19 protein-coding genes are annotated in these 19,711 nt (G+C 44.4%); 8 read left to right on the top strand and 11 right to left on the bottom strand.

From position 1 onward, the window contains the following. Window positions 1-29: 29 nt before the first annotated feature. From ACTD55_RS00740 to ACTD55_RS00730, 3 genes are read right to left on the bottom strand one after another with little or no spacing between them, the layout of a single operon-like run. Entirely contained in the window at window positions 30-1,442 is a 1,413-nt protein-coding gene (locus ACTD55_RS00740; RefSeq protein ID WP_438862383.1) for an FGGY-family carbohydrate kinase, read from the bottom strand. Next, window positions 1,426-3,138, bottom strand: coding sequence for a nucleoside transporter (locus ACTD55_RS00735; protein ID WP_438862382.1), 1,713 nt, complete (start codon window positions 3,136-3,138; stop codon window positions 1,426-1,428). The genes ACTD55_RS00740 and ACTD55_RS00735 overlap by 17 nt, the downstream gene beginning before the upstream one ends. Before the next feature lie 32 nt (window positions 3,139-3,170). Beyond that, window positions 3,171-3,962, bottom strand: a complete 792-nt coding sequence (locus ACTD55_RS00730) for a DeoR/GlpR family DNA-binding transcription regulator (protein ID WP_438862381.1) — start codon at window positions 3,960-3,962, stop codon at window positions 3,171-3,173. A gap of 189 nt (window positions 3,963-4,151) precedes the next feature. On the opposite strand from ACTD55_RS00730, the gene ACTD55_RS00725 reads away from it, so the two are divergent. Beyond that, a complete protein-coding gene (locus ACTD55_RS00725) occupies window positions 4,152-6,344 on the top strand; it encodes a bifunctional rhamnulose-1-phosphate aldolase/short-chain dehydrogenase (protein ID WP_438862380.1) in 2,193 nt (730 codons plus the stop codon). A gap of 19 nt (window positions 6,345-6,363) precedes the next feature. Beyond that, a complete protein-coding gene (gene rhaI / locus ACTD55_RS00720) occupies window positions 6,364-7,656 on the top strand; it encodes an L-rhamnose catabolism isomerase (protein ID WP_438862379.1) in 1,293 nt (430 codons plus the stop codon). A gap of 105 nt (window positions 7,657-7,761) precedes the next feature. Here rhaI and ACTD55_RS00715 read toward each other — a convergent pair whose 3' ends face one another. The 4 genes from ACTD55_RS00715 to ACTD55_RS00700 form a co-directional block, all read right to left on the bottom strand. Further along, entirely contained in the window at window positions 7,762-8,202 is a 441-nt protein-coding gene (locus tag ACTD55_RS00715) for a GNAT family N-acetyltransferase (protein WP_438862378.1), read from the bottom strand. A gap of 7 nt (window positions 8,203-8,209) precedes the next feature. Beyond that, on the bottom strand, window positions 8,210-9,370 hold the full coding sequence (locus tag ACTD55_RS00710; protein ID WP_438862377.1) for an alpha-hydroxy acid oxidase: 1,161 nt from the start codon (window positions 9,368-9,370) through the stop codon (window positions 8,210-8,212). Window positions 9,371-9,556: 186 nt separating this feature from the next. After that, window positions 9,557-10,756, bottom strand: a complete 1,200-nt coding sequence (locus ACTD55_RS00705) for a GGDEF domain-containing protein (RefSeq protein WP_438862376.1) — start codon at window positions 10,754-10,756, stop codon at window positions 9,557-9,559. A 94-nt stretch (window positions 10,757-10,850) separates the two neighbouring features. Further along, complete coding sequence (locus ACTD55_RS00700; RefSeq protein ID WP_438862375.1) at window positions 10,851-12,089, bottom strand: pyridoxal-phosphate-dependent aminotransferase family protein; 1,239 nt, start codon at window positions 12,087-12,089, stop codon at window positions 10,851-10,853. A gap of 194 nt (window positions 12,090-12,283) precedes the next feature. On the opposite strand from ACTD55_RS00700, the gene ACTD55_RS00695 reads away from it, so the two are divergent. After that, on the top strand, window positions 12,284-12,817 hold the full coding sequence (locus ACTD55_RS00695) for a DUF1697 domain-containing protein (protein ID WP_438862374.1): 534 nt from the start codon (window positions 12,284-12,286) through the stop codon (window positions 12,815-12,817). A gap of 16 nt (window positions 12,818-12,833) precedes the next feature. On the opposite strand, the gene ACTD55_RS00690 is transcribed toward ACTD55_RS00695, so the two are convergent. Both ACTD55_RS00690 and ACTD55_RS00685 read right to left on the bottom strand, forming a co-directional pair. Further along, the gene (locus ACTD55_RS00690) at window positions 12,834-13,568 is read right to left on the bottom strand and encodes a type II restriction endonuclease (protein WP_438862373.1); all 735 of its coding nucleotides are present in this window, start codon (window positions 13,566-13,568) and stop codon (window positions 12,834-12,836) included. After that, window positions 13,546-13,776 carry a helix-turn-helix domain-containing protein gene (locus tag ACTD55_RS00685; protein ID WP_438862372.1) on the bottom strand — a complete coding sequence of 77 codons (231 nt, stop codon included), beginning with the start codon at window positions 13,774-13,776 and terminating at the stop codon, window positions 13,546-13,548. Before ACTD55_RS00685 ends, ACTD55_RS00690 begins: the two co-directional genes overlap by 23 nt. A 133-nt stretch (window positions 13,777-13,909) precedes the next feature. On the opposite strand from ACTD55_RS00685, the gene ACTD55_RS00680 reads away from it, so the two are divergent. The 4 genes from ACTD55_RS00680 to ACTD55_RS00665 all read left to right on the top strand — a co-directional run bounded on the left by ACTD55_RS00680 (window position 13,910) and on the right by ACTD55_RS00665 (window position 16,291). Continuing rightward, a complete protein-coding gene (locus ACTD55_RS00680) occupies window positions 13,910-14,851 on the top strand; it encodes a DNA adenine methylase (RefSeq protein ID WP_438862371.1) in 942 nt (313 codons plus the stop codon). A gap of 124 nt (window positions 14,852-14,975) precedes the next feature. Next, window positions 14,976-15,824, top strand: coding sequence for an SPFH domain-containing protein (locus tag ACTD55_RS00675; protein ID WP_438862370.1), 849 nt, complete (start codon window positions 14,976-14,978; stop codon window positions 15,822-15,824). Between the two features lie 31 nt (window positions 15,825-15,855). Then, entirely contained in the window at window positions 15,856-16,053 is a 198-nt protein-coding gene (locus tag ACTD55_RS00670) for a DUF4177 domain-containing protein (protein WP_438862369.1), read from the top strand. A 37-nt stretch (window positions 16,054-16,090) separates the two neighbouring features. Then, on the top strand, window positions 16,091-16,291 hold the full coding sequence (locus tag ACTD55_RS00665; RefSeq protein ID WP_438862520.1) for a hypothetical protein: 201 nt from the start codon (window positions 16,091-16,093) through the stop codon (window positions 16,289-16,291). Window positions 16,292-16,311: 20 nt separating this feature from the next. Here the strand turns inward: ACTD55_RS00665 and ACTD55_RS00660 are convergent, their stop codons facing one another. Then, the gene (locus ACTD55_RS00660; RefSeq protein WP_438862368.1) at window positions 16,312-17,172 is read right to left on the bottom strand and encodes a hypothetical protein; all 861 of its coding nucleotides are present in this window, start codon (window positions 17,170-17,172) and stop codon (window positions 16,312-16,314) included. 172 nt (window positions 17,173-17,344) lie between these two features. On the opposite strand from ACTD55_RS00660, the gene ACTD55_RS00655 reads away from it, so the two are divergent. Further along, window positions 17,345-19,015 (top strand): AMP-binding protein, encoded by a 1,671-nt coding sequence (locus tag ACTD55_RS00655; RefSeq protein ID WP_438862367.1) that lies wholly within the window; start codon window positions 17,345-17,347, stop codon window positions 19,013-19,015. A gap of 30 nt (window positions 19,016-19,045) precedes the next feature. Here ACTD55_RS00655 and msrA read toward each other — a convergent pair whose 3' ends face one another. Beyond that, complete coding sequence (gene msrA / locus ACTD55_RS00650) at window positions 19,046-19,582, bottom strand: peptide-methionine (S)-S-oxide reductase MsrA (RefSeq protein ID WP_438862366.1); 537 nt, start codon at window positions 19,580-19,582, stop codon at window positions 19,046-19,048. Window positions 19,583-19,711 lie beyond the last annotated feature (129 nt).

Raw genomic sequence — 19,711 nt, 5'->3', positions numbered from 1 at the left:
CCAAATTAAAGGGATTAAATTAAAGCTATTTATCCAGCCAAACTCACCGGCCTGTCGATTTGCTCTGACAAATCACGCCAGCGATCGCGATATATCAACAAGCCATTGATGTTGGTTGCTTTAGCAATATCAAACTGGGTTAAATAAGGATCAGGCGCTTGCTGCCAACGGGTTAAACACCAGGCACCAACCACCGTACCGGCACTATCACCGGAAAGTAGAATTCGCTGACGAGGGCGAAGTTGTGCCAATAACTGGCACATCAACGGGTTTTTACGTGACGCACTGCCAAAAATCACATCGCCAATCACACCGAGTAAATCCAGTTGATAATCGATCATCAATGCCAGATATAAACTCGCCAGTGCGCTACCGGATGCAGGCTTGCCGATAATCCGTCCTTCGCGCCCAGCGAATGGCCCCCCACTTTGACTAAAAGGCGGCAAGCCAAACACGCCATCATCAATCAATTGCTGAATATCATCGGGCTGATAATCACCGGTCATGTCACTATTTGTTAGTTGGCATATTTGCTCAAACTCCCGCCCGCCCATAAAACGGGCACAGGGGAGTAGATTGCCAGCAACGCTCACATTCCCCAACGTATCCCGACTTTCTTGCAGGTTTTTCAAACGCTGTTCGGTGGTCATGCAAATAATCCAGGTTCCCATCGATACCAACGTCACCGGTTTGTCGGGCATGCTATATAGGTAACGGGCAAAACCCGCATTAGAATCATGTACACCGCTATATATTCTGCAATTTGCAGATAAGCCGGTAGATTGACACACCTCGTCGGTAGGTCCTCCCACCACTTCATATCCGGTTTTAATGGGCGGCATAGCGGAACGTAGCACCAGTTCATCCAATAACGACGAATAGGTTTGTTCGGCGGGTAACCATAAATCAGTATGGCAGCCTAATGACGTTACTTCGGTTACGGCTTGGCCGGTTAAACGCCATACCCAATATTGGGGATACATCAAAACATGGTGAGTACGTGCAAACTCGACGGGATATTGCTGTTGTAACCAAAATAGCTGTCGTCCCAAATTGAGCCCTAATGGCAAATTAGGCGACAACGTTTGCGTAAAATCAGGCCGAATTGCGTCATATTGCTGGCTGATGTCCTCGGGGATCGGATGCTCATAGTCCAGCACCGGTAACACTAATTTTTCCTGTTCATCGATTAATACCGCACAAGCACCATGAGTACTGATATTAATCGCGCTAATCGGTGCAATAGTGTTGGCAAAGTGAATACTGGACTGTAACCACTGCCAGATCCCGTCGAGATCAAAATACGGATAAACCTTGTCAGTTTGACTAATATTCGACTGTGAACGGGACCATAATGTTTGGCCCAGTTCATCCAGTAACACGCACTTGATATTGGTTTTGCCAATATCGATGATCAGGCAAGCGTCAGGATTGCAGCTCATGATCTACCGCCAGATACTTCACTTCTGCTGATTCTTGTTTATCCCTTCCTATCGCCCATAAAGTCGCGCTAACAAAATAAATCATGCTTGGCCATATCAACCAGCTTTGGAACACGGCCAAAGCGAATGTCCCCTGAGCACAGGCAATGGCTAAGCTGGCACAGAACACTAAACTCGTGATAGCGATCCATTTGAGTAAGGTTAACTTGCCACCGGTGGCGATTTTATTACCACGAGTATGTTTGGTTGCAAGATTATGTAGAAATGTTTTCTCCTCAGCTTCTCTTTGTTGCTGCTGTGCAGCTTCACGCTGTTGCTCAGCAGGGTATGATTTTGTTGCCCCCATCATTTTAGCTAACACAATATAAATTACTGTCGCGGTGATCCAGCTTGGGATAATCAGGAAAAATTGGTGCACGCCAATGGAGTAGCATAAGATCGCCGCAATTAACGCCCCACCCCATGCAATCACTGCCGCCCAGTTGGTAAAGTGCTTTTCATAAGATGACCAATAACGAGTCAAATTCAGTTTTGGGAAGATCCAGTGTTCAGTCACTATTACAGCACCAACCGGTGCCAGAATCAGCCCCATAATGCTGACAAAATCCATCAGTTTGGAAAAAACAAAAGGAAAACAGGCGATAATGGTGGTCACGGCACCAGTCACCATTGTCACCTTAACACGATCCCATTTGGGGTTAAGTGACTGAAAAGCAAGCCCGGCGCGATAAATTGTCGGATTAGAAGTTGTCCAACCAGCGATAATAACAGCAATAATGCCAGCCGCCCCTAACGCCTGAAATGCCACTTCACCGGCATCCAAGACAGCCACCGAGGTTTTCAGTAACAAGGCGGCGCCCGCTCCCATTACACCGGCGCAAATCCAGGCCACAAAATGGCCGATAAACATCCCCAGCGCAGAAAAATATCCGTAGTTGGCACGTCGCGCAAAACGTAATACCGTCATATCGGATAGTCCTCCATGCATGGCGAAATTACACACCCAGGCAAAGGCTGCAACGTGCCAAAGTCCCAGCTCGCTGTTGCTGCTGGCAACCCAGATATATTGATCCGCTGCGGTTTTAAAGTCTGAAAAGCTACTGATTGAATCGATACCCGGCGTCATGCTGGCTAATAAAGGTAATAATGCTAATGCGCCTGCAAAAAACATCAGAATCATCCAGGGTGCGCACACCTCGGCAAATTGGGCTACCCGTTTAAATCCTTTGGCGGCAATCGCCACCACAACAGCCCCAACAATCAAGGCGATTGCCACAAATCCGACGCTAGTTGGGTACCAATCTACCTGCGGAGGAATATCGAATAAGATACGCACCGCCGACGCCGAAACGGTAATCATGGTACCAGCCAGTACACAGAACAACGTACCGTTAACAATAGAATAGAGTTTAATCGTACCGGGGCCGGCTATTTTTTCCAGATAAGCGTACAAGGTTAAGCGCGTATTCACCGCGATAGGGGCGCACACCAATGCCCAAGTCAGTACGGCGAGTAGATTACCCAACAATAAACCTAATAGAATATCACTGGTTCCTACACCCCAAGTAACAAACATGGCACCAATAACAAACTCGGTACCAGCTACGTGCTCTCCAGCATAACTGGCGGCAAAATGCCTGGCAGGTTGCAGCCGGTTGGCTGTCACCGGCGAGCGCTCAAACTCTTGATTCCCCATATCTAAATACTCTCCCCTTATTGTTGTGGCTTTCAGGTTTTATCTGCATCGACGATAATCGTCTGGACACCATGCTCTGCGAACAGACGTAGATATTTTTCATCTACGCCACTGTCGGTGATCAAAATATCGACTTCCTCCAATGGGCAAAGAATAAAATTGGAACGCTTACCTAACTTGCTTGAATCAGCTAATACAATCAGTTGATCCACCTGACGCATTAATTTTTGCTCAGCACTAATCAATAGTGGATCAGACTCCATCACACCGTAATCACCAATGCCGGGCGTCCCCATAAACATTTTGGTACCGTGATAGTGCTTAATAGTGTCGTGCTCAAAAGCGCTCAAAATCAGTTTTTGTTTGCGATACAGCTCACCGCCCGGCAAAGTAATGCGATTATCGCTGGTTTCGAGTAATTCCAACGCCAAAGGAAAGGAGTTGGTCAAGATGTTAAGTTCCCGTTTAGCCAGATATTCGGCCATCATAAAAGTAGAACTACCACCATTAATGATAATGGACTCACCATCTTCACACAGCTCAACTGCTTTACGGGCAATAAGGTGCTTTTCACGAGTCATTCTTTCCTTGTCGACTAAAAAAGCACTACCTTCAAGGTGTTGCAAGCGCCGCTTCTTATGCTGATCCGGCCATTCGGCTCCACCGTGCACTTTTTTCAGTTTGCCTTCTTCGGCCAGTTCCACTAAATCACGGCGGATAGTCGCTTCTGAAGCAGAGAGCTCATTGGTTAACTCCTGAACGGTAATCAATCGCCGTTCATCCAGCAGATCTAAGATAAGGTGATGACGTTGTGGTTTAAGCATTAATTTGCCCTTTGTTATATTTTGGTAGTGAAACACTAAATCAAGCGTTCAAAATGAGCAAAAATATTAACATTATTTACAACATTAGAGCACAAATGTTCGATAATGACAATTTAATGATTGAAAATGATTGATTGATGATTATAATTGGTTGCACATTCAATCTTGATATAAGCCGGACTATTATCTATGCAGGACTCGCAACTCGAATTTCGCCATGTTAATTATCTCTGGTCTGACGAAGTCGCCGATAAATTGGATCCCGTCGATAACCTTGTTTATCGTTCCAATTTGTTAGGCTCAGATCAACGCATTACCAATACAGGCGGCGGTAACACCTCGGCGAAATTAATTGAAAAGGATCCACTCACCGGCAAGCCAGTCGAAATTCTTTGGGTAAAAGGTTCAGGCGGCGATTTACGTACCGCCACCAGAGCCAATTTTGCCTCGTTATATGAAGACAAACTTCAGGTGCTCGATACGGTTTACCAGCAAATGCCAGAGACCGGTTATAAATCCAGTGGCGAAGATGCGATGGTGGGTTTATTCCCTCATTGTGTGTTTTGTTTAAATCCCCGCGCTTCATCTATTGATACCCCGCTACATTCAATGATCAAGAACAAACATGTGGATCATTTGCATCCTAATGCCGTAATTTCTATCGCCTCTTGTAAAGATCAGGAACGACTGACACAGGAGGTTTGGGGCGGTGCACTAGCCTACGTACCCTGGATGCGTCCCGGATGGGAAGCGGCCAAATTATGTGCCGAAGTGTATGATAAAAACCCAGATATTAAAGGCATATTACTAGGCCAACATGGTCACACTAACTGGGAAGATAACAGTAAGGACTGTTATGAAACCTCGTTGTGGGTCATTGAGCAGGCTGGCCGCTTTATTGAGCAACACGATAAAGGCGACAACACCTTTGGTGGCCCCAAGTTTTCGAGCTTAAGCGAGCAGGAGCGTGAAAATTTATTAACCCGTTTTTTGCCGGTGGCTCGTGGATTGCTGTCCAGCAAAGCCAAATTTATCGCCACCATTCAGGCCGACGAGCCAACCTTGCGCTTTGTAAACAGTGTAGATGCCCCACGTTTAGCAGAATTGGGAACCTCTTGTCCGGATCACTTTTTACGCACCAAAATTAAACCGCTGTATCTGGACTGGAACCCGCAAAGCGACGACTTGAACAGCCTGATTGAAACCTTCAAACAAGGTCTTGAACAATACCGCAATGATTACAGTACATACTATAACCAGTACAAGCGCGACGATTCACCCGCGATGCGCAATCCTAGTCCAACAGTAGTACTCATCCCCGGAGTTGGCATGATTGGCTGGGGCAAAAACAAAAGTGAATCGCGGGTGACCACCGAGTTTTATAACTGTGCCATTGAAGTGATGCGCGGTGCCGAAGCGGTGAGTGAATATACCGCACTGCCCGCTCAGGAAGCGTTTGATATTGAATACTGGGCACTGGAAGAAGCCAAATTACAGCGCATGCCTGCCGAAAAAACCTTAGCTCGCGATGTGGTGGTGGTCATCGGTGCCGGTGATGGTATTGGTAAATCGACTGCATACCGAGTCGCTGCCGAAGGTGCGCATGTGGTTTGTGCGGATTTACGTATCGAAGCGGCCAGACAAACCGCCGAAGAATTGCAGCATATTTATGGTCAGGGAATTGGCGTGGCGGGCAGCGGACTGTCCGGCTGTGGAGCAGCTATCGAACTTAGCGTCGATATTACCAGTCGTAGCAGTGTCAGAGCCATGCTTGATCAAGTCATTTTGGCTTACGGCGGTATAGATAAAGTGATTGTTACAGCCGGGGTGTTTTTAGCGCCCGGTCAAAGTGGAATGGATCATGATGAGATGTTTGATACCAGTTTTGCTGTGAATGTGAAAGGTGCCTATATCGTCGGTACCGAAGCAGCCAAAATATGGCAACAGCAACAACTTCCCGGCGCGCTGGTGTTAACGACCAGTGTCAATGGCGTGGTGGCTAAAAAAGGCTCAATAGCGTACGACACCAGTAAATCTGCCGCCAACCATCTGGTTCGTGAACTGGCCGTTGAGCTGGCACCGCTAGTCAACGTAAACGGTTTGGCACCAGCAACCGTAGTGAAAGGCAGTACCATGTTTCCTCGTGATCGAGTGATTGCCTCGTTGACTAAATATTCAGTGCCTTTTTCAACTGAAGATGACGACGACACTTTGCGTACTAAACTGGCCGAGTTTTATGCACAACGTACTTTAACGCGCCAACCCATCACACCGGAAGATCAGGCAGAAGCGGCCTATCTATTGATTTCCGGTCAGCTGAGTAAAACCACCGGCCAAATTATCAGTGTTGATGGTGGTTTACACGAAGCCTTTCTCCGCTAATTTAACCAAGGAATTGTCTGTGAGTAATCTGCTAGATCTTAATTTTATCGAAGACTGCAACAAGCAGTTAAAACAGGAAATACATCAGGATTATCAAGCGCTGGGTGAAAAGCTGGCGCGTAACAATATTGATATTGAAGATGTACTTAAGCAAGCCCAGAGCTTCAGCATCGCAGTACCCAGTTGGGGCGTCGGCACCGGTGGTACCCGTTTTGCCCGCTTTCCCGGTATCGGTGAGCCACGTAATATTTTTGAAAAACTGGAAGATTGCGCGGTCATCAACCGCTTAGTGACTTGTACACCGACCGTATCACCCCACTTCCCTTGGGACGTAGTAGATGATATGTCAGCCCTACGCGAGCAGGCTGATACGCTAGGACTCAAATTTGATGCAGTCAATTCTAATACCTTTCAGGATCAGGCCGATCAACAGCACAGTTACAAATACGGCAGTTTGACTCATACCGACACCGCGACTCGCGAGCAAGCGATAAAACACAATTTGGACTGTATCGAATACGGCAAAGCACTGGGCAGTAAAGCATTAACTGTTTGGGTAGGGGACGGTAGTAATCATCCCGGCCAACAACATTTTAGTCGTGCATTAGAGCGTTATCTGGATTCTACTAGGGTGATCTATAACGCCCTGCCGGACGACTGGCAGATGTTTATTGAACATAAGATGTTTGAACCGGCATTCTACTCAACGGTTATTCAGGACTGGGGCACCAATGTGTTATGTGCCATGGAGCTAGGGGATAAAGCCAAGTCGTTGGTGGATTTAGGCCACCATGCCCCGAATGTGAATATCGAGATGATTGTGTCACGGCTGATTCAATTTAAAAAACTGGCGGGTTTCCATTTTAACGACAGTAAATACGGCGATGATGATTTGGATAGCGGGTCGATTAATCCTTATCAACAGTTTCTGATTTTTAATGAATTGGTCGATGCCGAATACCGTGCCGCAGAAGGATTTGATCCGGCTTATATGCTCGATCAATCCCATAACGTTACCGACCCGATTGAAAGTCTGATGAATTCGGCTGAGTCGGTACAGCGTTCTTTTGTACAGGCCAAATTGGTGGATCGTGAAGCCTTATATGGCTATCAGGAGAGTAACGATGCACTGATGGCCAGCAATACTCTAAAAGCAGCTTTTCATCTGGATGTATCACCTATTCTGGCAATGGCAAGATTACGAACGGGTGGAGCAATCAATCCGTTACAAGCCTATCGCCGGTCTCGTTATCGTGAACAAATTGCCAGCAAAAGACCCTCATCAGGTCACACCGGTTCAGGGATTGTGTAAAACATAAAAGTTGTTGTTGTCCTAAGCAAAATGCCGTTCAGTTAAACTGAACGGCATTTTTTTCCATATTTGGCCTCAGTTACAGCTTTGGCCCGTCTTTGTTGTTCACTGCGGTGCTTTAATCACAAAGCCTTTTTCTATACCACTTTTAAAACCAACGGATTCATATAATGCATGGGCCGGTGTTAATAGCTCGCCCGACAGCAACATGACCTTGCAGCAGTTTTTTTTCCAGGCGAGTGATATAGCAAATTCCAGCACCTGACGACTTAATCCTCTGCGTCTGAATTTTTGCGCCGTTATGACGTGCTCGATAATCCCAAAAGGTCTGGCACCGTTGGCAATACTGTTATTAATGCCCAGCGCACAGGTTGAAGCTAATTCTCCGTTAACTTCTGCTACAACAATAAAGGTTTGTGGATCGTTGATAATCTCTAACCACTGCTGTTGGGCAAAATGGATATCTAATTCAGGATCTTGAGGGCGAAGCTGTTTATATAAACCAAGCACGCCGACTAAATCATCAATAGTTGCGACTCTAATCATAAATTCACTATTTAACCAGATACTCTGGCAGTGCTTTAACATTCGGGCAGCGTAATTGGCTCATAGTTTGCTCCAGCTGCTTTTTCAGCATATTGATGGTGTGTACACCGCCTCTGTCACCTAATGCACCTGCTCCATATACAAAGGTACGACCCAAGAAGGTAAAATCAGCGCCTTTAGCCAGTGCACAGGCGACATTTGAGCCACTGCGTAAGCCGCTATCCATCAGAATTTTGATTTTATCACCGTATTTCTGAGCAATCTGCTGCATGGTTTGTACTGGTGACTCGCCCGCATCCAATTGACGCGCACCGTGATTGGATAGCACCACACCGTCAGCTCCCAGAGCTATCGCATGCTGAACATCGGTTTCACTCACTAATCCTTTGATTAATAACGGACCTTTCCAGCTATCACGAATCGGCTTTAAACCTTCAATATCAACTCTGCCCATCACGGTGTTATTCATAAATGCTGCCAGTTGATCGACCGGCATGCCTTTAGGCATATAGGGTTTTAAGGTTTGCATCTGCGGCTCACCTGCTAACATCGTATGATACAACCAGTTAGGCCTTGCCAACATTTGTAGAATATTGCTTAACGACATTTTCGGTGGCATAGATAAACCATTCCTAATATCTTTGATTCGATATCCAAAAGTCGGTACGTCAACCGTGACTACCAATACTGGAATTCGTACTGAATGTATTCTTTGAAGTAAGTCTTGACGAATTTCATCGCCAGTGGGGTTATAAAGCTGGAACCATGCTTTACCTTCGGACACCTCGGCAATGCGTTCTAAGCTGCTTGACGAGACCGTACTAAGTACATAGGGAATGTTCATTTGTGCCGCTGCTTTAGCTAGTATTTCCGGAGCTTTGGGCCACATTAAACCTTGTAATCCCACTGGGGCAATACCAAAGGGTAAGTCGTAACGATGACCAAATAATTCACAACTTAAATCGCTTTTATCAAAAGGTTTTAATAACTCACTACGTAGTTGTATTTGTTCTATCTGCTGACGATTGCGTGACAAGCCTACTTCATCAATGCAACCTCCTTCCAGATAATCGAAAGCAAAGCGTGGCATACGTTTTTGCGCAGCTTGACGTAAATAATGGGAATCCGGATAGCGGGGATCAAAAAAGTCAGTTTGGGTATTGTTCATACAGCGAAGTCTCGATTACACACTTAAACTGTTCTATTCGTTAAATCACGGGGCAGTAAGTATAAAAACAGGCTTAAGAAAGGGATTAAACATTATTAAATTTGTAGCTATATCAGACCATTAGACCGATATATTAGCAAGAGGCAAGCACTCAGTTCAGAGCCAAATTGACCGGATATAAAACCATTAATGCGCGACTATGGGCTCGGCCATATCAGTATAGGGTTGAGTTTCGGCTAATTGTATTTGGCTTATTCCCAACTTTTGCGCCTGTATTTTTGCCTGTTCGGCTCGTTTAATTGCGGCTTGTAAATCGTCACCGTCCTGTATGGCACTAAGACCAATACTTATCGACAAAGGAACAGCTTGCTGATTGGCACTGAATGAACATTGCTGTACCGCTGCAACCATCCTCTCGGCGACCATTTTGGCTTTGCTTGCGCTAATGTTGGGTAGTAAAACGAGAAAATCCTCACAATCAATGCGGATCAAGATGTCTTCCTTACGTACTAATCCAACCAAACACTCAGCCACACGCTTAATCGCTTCATCACCCGTTGGATTACCGCAACGCTTTTTCAGTGATTTTAATTCATCCAGCTCCGCTACCATCAGGCAATTACCAAAACGATAACGACGAGCCGCTGAAAATAGTGACTCAGCAATACGATTCAAAAACAACCGGTTTTTTAGTCCGGTCAGACTGTCAGTGTATGAATCGGCTTTGAGTTTGCCTACCAATTCATTGATTTGAATATAGGCGACCCCAGCAAAAAATAATGACTGTAAACTAAACAGTCCCAAGGCAACAAAATAGATATTTTGATTCACATCAGGCCGATAAAACTTAATAAACATGGGGTAAATCAGCAGTAAACAAATCCAAAACAACGTCACTGCGGCAATAATCATATTTTTACCCAGCAATGAATGATCACCTTGACTACGCTCCAGTTTGACAATAAGCGACACCGGCAATACCAGATTAACCAGTGAGAACAAGTCCCGGAGCATTTCACTTTGACTATGTTTTGCGAGTAGCGTTTGCAATGCGCAGAACAGCACAATATGTGTCACCATCAGCGCGATGTAACCCACGGCCAATGAGCCAATATGCCGATAAACCAGCCCCATATAAACCAAATAGAACGTGCCAATTAAAAACGCATTGGTTAACACGACTGACCATATTAACTGGTCATAGAAACGCAGTACGAAGCCAACATAACCAATGAAACTGGCAATAAAGGCATACTGAATACAGATGAGTGATAGGCGATATTGCCGCTCCGGACGGCGCGGCAATATAAAGGTAAACAGATAAAATGTTGTGCTGGCAATAAACAAAACCGCCAAACTAAACATCAAGGCTGGATGTTCGGACATATCACTTCCCGACAAGTTTATTCATCTGAGTGTATGCCTAAATCGGCAATAGCCCAACTCGAATAGCCTAAATATTTACATTTTAATTTCCCGTTTAGGAGGCAGCGTAAATTAAACTTTCTGTTGGCGTTGCCGGAAATTCATACTTATCCAAGGTACTTTCCAGTGCTGCGACACCTGCTGGTAAATCCAGACTTTGCCCCATCGAAATAAAACTGGCTCCCAGCGCATGTAAGGTGCGGAACAAATTATGCGCCCGGCATTGTTCACCCATTTGGCCGATACGAATAATATTGGGACCAAATGACCCGGATATTTCCACCCGATAACGAGCCGACATATATTTGAGGATGGCTTTACCTTCAATACCATCTGGTAAATTAATTCCCACGACCGAATTCAAACGCGCACTGGGTTCCACATACAATTCCAGTCCTAAGGCTTCTATTCCCGCTTGTAACGCTTGTGAACATCGTAAATGACGCTCAAAACGCACCGGCAAGGTTTCATTAATAATTAACCGCATGGCCTCGTGAATCGCCAAAATACCCGACACCGGGGCAGTGTAATGATAGGATTTTTTATACCAAAACTGCTCGGCCAATTTGGCGTCTAAACACCAGTGACGCAGTTGATCAGTACGTGATTGAATATGCTGCCACGCCCGTTCTGAAAAACCAATCAACGAAATACCGGGAATGCAGGACAGGCCTTTTTGCCCCCCGGTAATCACTGCGTCAATGCCCCACTCGTCCATATCCAGCGGCATGGTACTCAGGGTACAAACGGCATCCACAATCACTAAACAATCATGTTGCTTGGCCAGTGCCGCAATTTGTGCCAGGTTATGATTACATACGGTATTGGAGGTTTCGCCCTGCACAATGGTTAAGACTTGCGGTTTGTGCTGTTGTATATAAGCTTCCACCTGATCAAGTGACGCAGCCGTTCCCTCCGCTACCGGTAGTTTGACCACATCGGCTTCCAGACGTTGTGCCATTTCAGCCAAACGGCTACTAAAAAAGCCATTACAAATACTCAATACCTTACTGCCGGGCACAACCAGATTGGCGACCGCCATTTCCATCGCGGCAGATCCCGGTCCAGCAACCCCTAAAATACGACCATTTTCGGTCTGGAAGACATAGCGCGACATGACTTTAACCTGCTCAATAATCTGCGCCATCGTATCGCCCAGATGGTTAATCACGATGCCATTCGCCGCTGCTACCCTTGCCGGAATAGGCACTGGGCCTGCGCCCATCATTAATAAGGGTTCGTCGGGTAAAATACTGTCTAGCGGAACAATTCGCTCTGGCACCTGAATTCGCACTGTGGATCCTTTTTAAAATGAGGTTGGTAAGGACAAACGCTACTCCATTTTCGCGTCATCATCGATTATCAGGCAATGTAAATCGGCACCTGAACGGATGCAAGCGATGAATAGGGGTTTGGTTAAAACTGTTGGTTCTAAGTGACTCAAATTCGGGATAAGCTGTCCGGGTTTATGATTAAACGGGGAATATGATGAATCGCTATATTGCACTTTTTCGCGGCATTAATGTGGGCGGCAACCATATTTTGCCTATGAAAGATCTTGTCGCCATGATGTCTGCCAAAGGTTATGCCAATATCCAAACTTATATTCAAAGTGGCAATATGGTGTTTGAGGCTCAACAGTCTGATCGACAGGCCATTGCCAAAGATATTGGCCAAGGAATTTTCGATACTAAAGGATTTCAGCCTAGAGTATTAATACTCGACGCAGAGCAGTGGCAACAAGCCATTGACCTCAATCCATTCCCTACCGAAGAAGGCAAGTCATTACATTTTTTCTTTCTCGAATCCCCCGCTACGCAGCCGGATATTGCCAAACTGGATGCCGTCAAAACCACCACAGAACAATATCAACTCACTGCGCATACTTTCTATTTATATGCCCCTGACGGGATTGGCCGCTCCAAATTGGCGGCCTTAATAGGAAAAGCACTAGGCGTGTCAGTCACCGCCAGAAACTGGAATACGGTTAATAAATTATCCGGCATGCTAAATGATGAATGATGAATGATGAATGAGACTATCTTCTATTTTTCCAATTTCGATAGCTTTCAATATCAAAGTATTTACCTGCTCTCAGCTTAGCGGTACGTTCGTAATGCCTCCAATAATCGATAAATTCATCTTCTGATAAGAAAGGCCCATTACCCATACAAAAATCCTCAATACATCCGCTGATACTACCAATATTGGTAGTATTTCCTGAGCCTGCTTTATCACCTGATATTTTCCATTTTTGCTGGAAAAAAGTTTTAACATCCTTATAAGGAAGAGCAATATCTTCCATTTCATCTGTGTTATATATTTTGTATTCTGCCGCTTTTTTTAACGCAACTCTTGTATAAACGAATCCCATCACCCAATGTTCTTTATATTCATCAAATGGAAAGACGATGTTCTTAGTATTATTTCTAAGGAAACTTGTATAACCACCTAACGTATATTTAAACCTACCATTAGACTTATTTCTGTATGTGGTTTTTACATCAATTGCAATTTTTCTTTTATCATTATCCGATTTTTGTAATGTGAAATCTGGGTAGTGATTTTGCACTGTAGGTTCAATGACATCATAACCATTTTCATCAGCAAACTGTTGAATTATTGGCCGGGAAAAAAGCTCAAAGACAGTACTCAATACCTTGGTGTCACTGCCTATTGGATAAACTTTTTGCGCAGTAGAAATAACACCACATATATTATAATCAGCTTTGTACTCTTCCAATAAAGCATCAAACTTTTCTTTGAACTCCACATTTCATTCCTTTTGCGACATTTAATATAACGTCAGATGGTAACTCGTTAAGAGCTATACATATCTGAATAAATTCAACTACGTCGAGTCGCCGTTCAGCGCTTTCATATTTAGACACAAATGATTGAGGACGGCCTAGAAATTCAGCAAGCTGCAACTGTGTCACTTTTTTATCGATTCGTAACTTTTTGAGAATTTCGTGATACAAATTGCATGCCCCCTTAACGACTTGAAATATTGTGCATCCCAAATTGGAATATCCCAAATTGGGATTGTTATATTATTGAAGTTAAGGTAACCTACTATATACATATTAAAAAACTAAATGAGCACTTCTCAGCTTGACTGTCAAAGTATCTGTACCACCTATAAAATCGCAAGGAATTAAGACCAAACTTGTACCCTGGATTCAGAATCTCGTTCCTGATGAATTTGAAGGAAGATGGGTAGAACCTTTTATGGGTACAGGAGTGGTCGCATTCAACATCGCGCCCAAGAAAGCATTAATGTGTGATACAAATCCTCACTTAATTAATTTTTACGCTGGGATTCAATCAGGTGAAATCACTCCAGAAATTGTGAAACAATATTTAGAAAAGGAGGGCGCACTCTTACTTGAAAAAGGCGAGGAACATTACTACCAGATAAGAGAACGCTTTAATACAAACCATAGCCCCCTAGACTTTCTTTTTATTAATCGAGCTGGCTTTAATGGCATGATTCGTTTTAATCGTAAAGGTGGATTTAATATTCCTTTTTGCAGAAAACCTAAACGTTTTGCCCAAGCATACGTCACTAAGATAGTCAATCAGGTATCCAGTGTAAGAAAAGTTCTAACCTCACGTGATATAGAATTTAAATGCCAATCCTTTGAACAAACTATTGTTGCTGCCCAACCAGGAGATATCATCTATTGTGATCCACCCTATATTGGTAGGCATGTGGACTACTTCAATTCCTGGGATGAATCGCACGAATTGGCACTATTCGAAACACTTAGTAAAGCAATGTGTGATTTTATTTTGTCAACTTGGCATCATAATGATTATCGAAAGAATGAGTATATAGAATCACTTTGGTCAAAGTTTAATATATTAACCAGAGAACACTTTTATCACGTTGGTGGCAGTGAAAAAAATCGTAACCCGATGATAGAAGCGATAGTCACTACAATCGATACAAATGTGATCGAATATCCGAAAGAGTCGCAACAAGAGCAACTTATTCTGCTTGAACCCAAATTACACTACAAGGTACCCAACGCTAGGAATCACCTCACATAAGCTATATAAATTAGGATTTTTAATACATTGCCTGACAATAAATAGTTTATTAATAAATCTTTACAGTCACCTAAAGTAGATCTAGAGTTGATATCAATATGGTATCACTTTGGAGAAATGTATCATGGTTAACGAAAAACAAGGCTTTTCAATTAATGGCTATTGGATGTTTATTGTCATTGTCGCCCTTTACCTCAATGCGTTCTGGCTTTTAGCGCAAACCTTTATGCCGGGATTAGCCGTAACACTGCTGGTTGTTGCCAGTGTGTGTTTACCGGGCTTTTTTATGGTGCAACCGAATCAGGGTAAAGTCCTGACCTTGTTTGGCAGCTATGTGGGCACCGAAAAACGCAATGGTTTGCGTTGGACGATTCCGCTATTTATCCGCCGCACGGTATCATTGCGTATTCGCAATTTTGAAAGCGGTAAAATCAAGGTCAATGATAATCAGGGTAATCCCATTGAAATCGCCACCATTGTGGTGTGGGCCGTTACCGATACCGCTGAAGCCGTGTTTGAAGTAGATGACTTTGAAAGTTATGTCAGTATTCAGAGTGAATCGGCACTGCGTAATATGGCCAGCTGTTACGCCTATGATCCACAGGATGATGATGGTATTTCGTTACGTAGCCATCCACAAACCATTTCGGATGCATTAAAAGATGAAATTCAGGAACGTTTGGGCAAAGCCGGCGTTACCGTTAATGAAGCACGTATCAGTCATTTAGCTTATGCTCCCGAAATTGCCCATGCCATGCTGCAACGTCAGCAAGCGACCGCAATTATTGCCGCTCGCACCAAAATCGTCGAAGGCGCGGTAGGCATGGTAGAAATGGCATTGGATAAGCTAAAAGAAAAAGGCGTGGTAGAGTTGGATGAAGAGCGCAAAGCGTCGATGGTAAGCAATTTATTAGTGGTGCTGTGTGGCGATAAAGCAACCCAGCCTATCGTGAATACCGGCAGCCTTTATTAGGCTGCTCATCACGCCTGAACAAGGACATTGTATGAATTGGGAATACAAAATTATCGAAGTGAGAGCGAAGGCAAAGGGCTTTTTCAGTGTCAGTGCTGATTTGCAAGCCTTTGAAGTTTATCTGAACGATATGGGTAGAGCCGGTTGGGAGCTGGTGCATTGCCAGTTTCCTGTTCTGGCAGGTTTCCAACGAGGGTCTGGCAAAGCGGTTTTCAAGCGTGCTAAATAATCCATTATGAATATTAAAATGAGCTGTATGAGAGTCTATTGTGGCTAAAAAAGCCTATCCGTTAAGAATTAATGCTGATGTACTGGCCGCCATGCAGCGCTGGGCGGATGATGATATTCGCAGCCTTAACGCGCAAATTGAATATATCCTCAGAGATGCCTTGGTTAAGCAGGGGCGGGTCAAGTTAGTGGAAAAAGTAATCACGCAAGTGGTGGATAAAGACGATGATAACGACTAATTCCAATCTTATTGGGCACCCTACTCATTAATAATTTTCCAGCCATGTTCTTGGGCGTAGAAAAAACCGGCGTCCGCGTAGGCTTTATGGATACGACCTGTCTGGCGCATCTTGGCAATCCCGATATTAATGGCCTTTAAGGCCGCTTTCCCCATAGGATGATTTTTGGATACCACATAATGACGGCTATCATCCAGTTTTACCGCGATCTTGGGAACCACAACCAGATCCACACCATTTTTTGCAAAATCCACATGAAAGGGTGCCAGCATAAAGTCGACAAACTGCTGGTTGACGAGTTTCACTTGCGAGACCCAGGACGGTTCATCCACCAGTTTTTTTAAATGTAGCTGTTGCATGGTGTACCAGTCTGCGGTCCAGTGTTGACTCGTAACACCACTTAACTGTTGTACATCGTGCAAACTGCGGCTGGACAAGACTTTTTTATTGCTTGGTGATGTATATACGCCAGCTGTATATTCTCCCCTTCGGATCATCGGTTCACTGATATATAAATAGTGCTCATATTGCTGGGCTTCAGTTAACCAGAAGGTATCAACACTGACCAGCAGATAGCCCTTTTGCAATAATCGTCGATTGCGTAAGCTAAAGTTGCCCGGTTCAAACCTTACCGGTAAATTAAGTCCACCGAGGACTAAGGCTTGCTGTAGTAAAATGATTTCTACCACATCACGGCGGGAACACTCGCCCGTAAAATCGTCAATGTCCAGTGGATTGCGCCCCGCCAGTAAACAGAGATAATCTTCATAAACATCATGTTGGGTAGTTAACAAAATTTCATCGGACTCAGCGCTACGAGCAGCACTGGTGAAAGTGCATAGTAGAATAAATAAAGTACAGGCAGTCCGCATATCTTTCATATTTCATACCGTCAGGAAGACAAAATTATCTTCGCTATAGTGGAATTATTATTTCAGTAAAAGCCAGTGGTGTGAACCGTTTATTTTTTAATCAATTGTTCTCTACTCTTGATTTAGTGACCGATTCACGGCATAACAAACTCAATATCCCGCCATTGCAAAGAGTCCGTTTATGACCGTTGAACGTTTACCCGCAGAACAACTATTTTATTTAGCCACGCAACATCCAACGCGAATTTTTATGCGTCAACCGGTTAACGGGCAATGGCAAGAATATAGTTATAGTCAAATTGCCGATCAGGTCGAGCTTATCGCTAGTGCCTTAATGGAAATGGGCTTGCAGCAAGGAGACAGGGTTGCCCTGTTTTCAAAAAACTGCATGGAATGGATGATCGCCGACTGGGCAATCGGTATGGCTGGCATGATTAGTGTGCCCTTATTCCCCAGTGCCGATCTGGATAACATTACCTATGTTATGCAACATTGCGAAGCCAAGGCGGTATTCGTCGGTAAACTGGACAAGGCCGAGCACTATGAAGGCGTTTTTGCACCGGAGGTGATCCGCATTGATATGCCTTACCCCACCATAAATGCAGACAAACAGTGGACAGAACTACTGTCTAATACGGCGAAACGCGCTGATATGCCCACACTCACCCCCGACGATATCATGACCATTGTCTATACGTCGGGCAGCACCGGCACTCCCAAAGGCGTTATCTTAGAATATCAAAGCTATATCAATGGTTGCGCCAGTTATACGGCGACGTTAAATTCAACTGTAACTTTGGAGCATGAGCGATACCTGTCTTATTTGCCATTGGCGCACATTACCGAACGGGTGTTGGGGCAAGGGCTAAGCTTATATGCGGCCGATTCCAATATTACAATGCAATTGTCATTTACCGAGTCACTAGAGACTTTCATCGACAATTTACAGGATAGCCAACCGACCTTATTTATTTCAGTGCCCCGTCTTTGGCAAAAGTTTCAATCCGGTGTATTGGCTAAACTGCCGCAAGCCAAACTGGATGTGTTACTAAACATTCCGCTACTGAATTGGTTTATCAAACGTAAAATCCGTCAAGGTTTAGGCCTACAACAGGTTAAATTTTGTGGAACAGGCTCAGCGCCGATCGCACCGAGTTTGTTGGAGTGGTACGAATCCATCGGTATCCAGATAAGCCAAGGCTGGGGCATGACAGAAACCAATGCTGCTGGCACCACTCAAGCCCCCTATCGCAGTGATAAACGTGACTCCATCGGCAAGCCAATACTCAATGCCGACATTCGTCTGGGCGATGAACAAGAAATTCAGATAAAGAGTCATTTTCTGATGCGGGAATATTACAAACAACCTGAACTGACTGCCCAGGCGTTTACCGAAGACGGCTATTTCCGTACCGGGGATCAGGGCATGCAGGATGCCGATGGCTATATTTACATTGTCGGTCGCCTGAAAGACATTTTTAAAACCGCCAAGGGTAAATATGTGGTTCCGGGACCCATTGAGGCCAATTTAGCCAAATGTACTTTACTGGAACAGATCTGTGTCGTCGGCAGCAATCTGAAACAGCCGGTAGTGCTGGCCATTCTGGATGAACATGCACGCACAATGACAAAAGAAAAAGTGCAAATGGAGCTGGAAGCATTACTCACTGCGGTGAATAGCCAATTGGATAAACATGAACGGTTAGATGGTTTCTGGATCCTCAAAGAGCCTTGGACCGTGGAAAATGAGATGATGACCCCCACCATGAAAATCCGCCGGCAGCAGATCGAAAAACATTATCAATCCGTTTATGAACAACCGATGCAGAATAAAATCAACTGGCAACAATAAGTTGCCCGTTGATTTGAGCGAATATGACTATTAATTTTTGAGTTTACTGGCGAATTTCTGTTTGAATTTAGCCAGTTTCGGGGCAACCACCATATTACAGTAATGATTTTGCGGGTTATTGCTGAAATAATCCTGATGGTAATCTTCGGCCTGAGTGTAATTATTAATTTCAACTACTTCGGTTACCACCGGATCAGGCCAAATCTGTTGTTCACTAATTTCGGCTAATATTGCTTCGGCTTGCTGTTTTTGCTCGTCATTGTGATAGAAAATCGCACTACGATATTGGCTACCCACATCATTACCCTGACGATTTAGCTGGGTAGGATTATGTAGTGCAAAAAAGATTTCTAAAATATCCCGATAACTAATTTTTTCATCATCGAAATTCACTCTGACCACTTCGGCATGACCGGTATTGCCTTCACATACCTGCTTATAAGTTGGATTTTCGGTATGCCCTCCGGCATAACCGGATAGCGCAGAATCGACACCTTCAACGGTATTAAAAGCCGATTCAATACACCAAAAGCAACCACCTGCCAAGGTGGCTTGTTGAATACTCATAGAACATCCTTAATGTGAATAAATTAACGGGTCGCAACAATGGTCACATGCAATAGACAGTATCACCAGCGCGAATATTTCAAAACGAGATAAGTACGAATTAATCAGATTCAAGTAGCGCCCCCATGA

This window comes from Neptunicella sp. (genome assembly GCF_048268085.1).
In the GTDB taxonomy this organism is placed as follows: domain Bacteria; phylum Pseudomonadota; class Gammaproteobacteria; order Enterobacterales; family Alteromonadaceae; genus Neptunicella.
Note: the sequence above shows the minus strand (reverse complement) of the source record. Positions and strands in the feature narration are given on the sequence as shown.

Excerpts from the sequence above, each read along its gene's own strand:
- ACTD55_RS00740 (WP_438862383.1), bottom strand. The coding sequence starts at position 1,442 with ATGAGCTGCAATCCTGACGCTTGCCTGATCATCGATATTGGCAAAACC.
- ACTD55_RS00735 (WP_438862382.1), bottom strand. The coding sequence starts at position 3,138 with ATGGGGAATCAAGAGTTTGAGCGCTCGCCGGTGACAGCCAACCGGCTG.
- ACTD55_RS00730 (WP_438862381.1), bottom strand. The coding sequence starts at position 3,962 with ATGCTTAAACCACAACGTCATCACCTTATCTTAGATCTGCTGGATGAA.
- ACTD55_RS00725 (WP_438862380.1), top strand. The coding sequence starts at position 4,152 with ATGCAGGACTCGCAACTCGAATTTCGCCATGTTAATTATCTCTGGTCT.
- ACTD55_RS00715 (WP_438862378.1), bottom strand. The coding sequence starts at position 8,202 with ATGATTAGAGTCGCAACTATTGATGATTTAGTCGGCGTGCTTGGTTTA.
- ACTD55_RS00710 (WP_438862377.1), bottom strand. The coding sequence starts at position 9,370 with ATGAACAATACCCAAACTGACTTTTTTGATCCCCGCTATCCGGATTCC.
- ACTD55_RS00705 (WP_438862376.1), bottom strand. The coding sequence starts at position 10,756 with ATGTCCGAACATCCAGCCTTGATGTTTAGTTTGGCGGTTTTGTTTATT.
- ACTD55_RS00695 (WP_438862374.1), top strand. The coding sequence starts at position 12,284 with ATGAATCGCTATATTGCACTTTTTCGCGGCATTAATGTGGGCGGCAAC.
- ACTD55_RS00675 (WP_438862370.1), top strand. The coding sequence starts at position 14,976 with ATGGTTAACGAAAAACAAGGCTTTTCAATTAATGGCTATTGGATGTTT.
- ACTD55_RS00670 (WP_438862369.1), top strand. The coding sequence starts at position 15,856 with ATGAATTGGGAATACAAAATTATCGAAGTGAGAGCGAAGGCAAAGGGC.
- ACTD55_RS00660 (WP_438862368.1), bottom strand. The coding sequence starts at position 17,172 with ATGAAAGATATGCGGACTGCCTGTACTTTATTTATTCTACTATGCACT.
- ACTD55_RS00655 (WP_438862367.1), top strand. The coding sequence starts at position 17,345 with ATGACCGTTGAACGTTTACCCGCAGAACAACTATTTTATTTAGCCACG.
- msrA (WP_438862366.1), bottom strand. The coding sequence starts at position 19,582 with ATGAGTATTCAACAAGCCACCTTGGCAGGTGGTTGCTTTTGGTGTATT.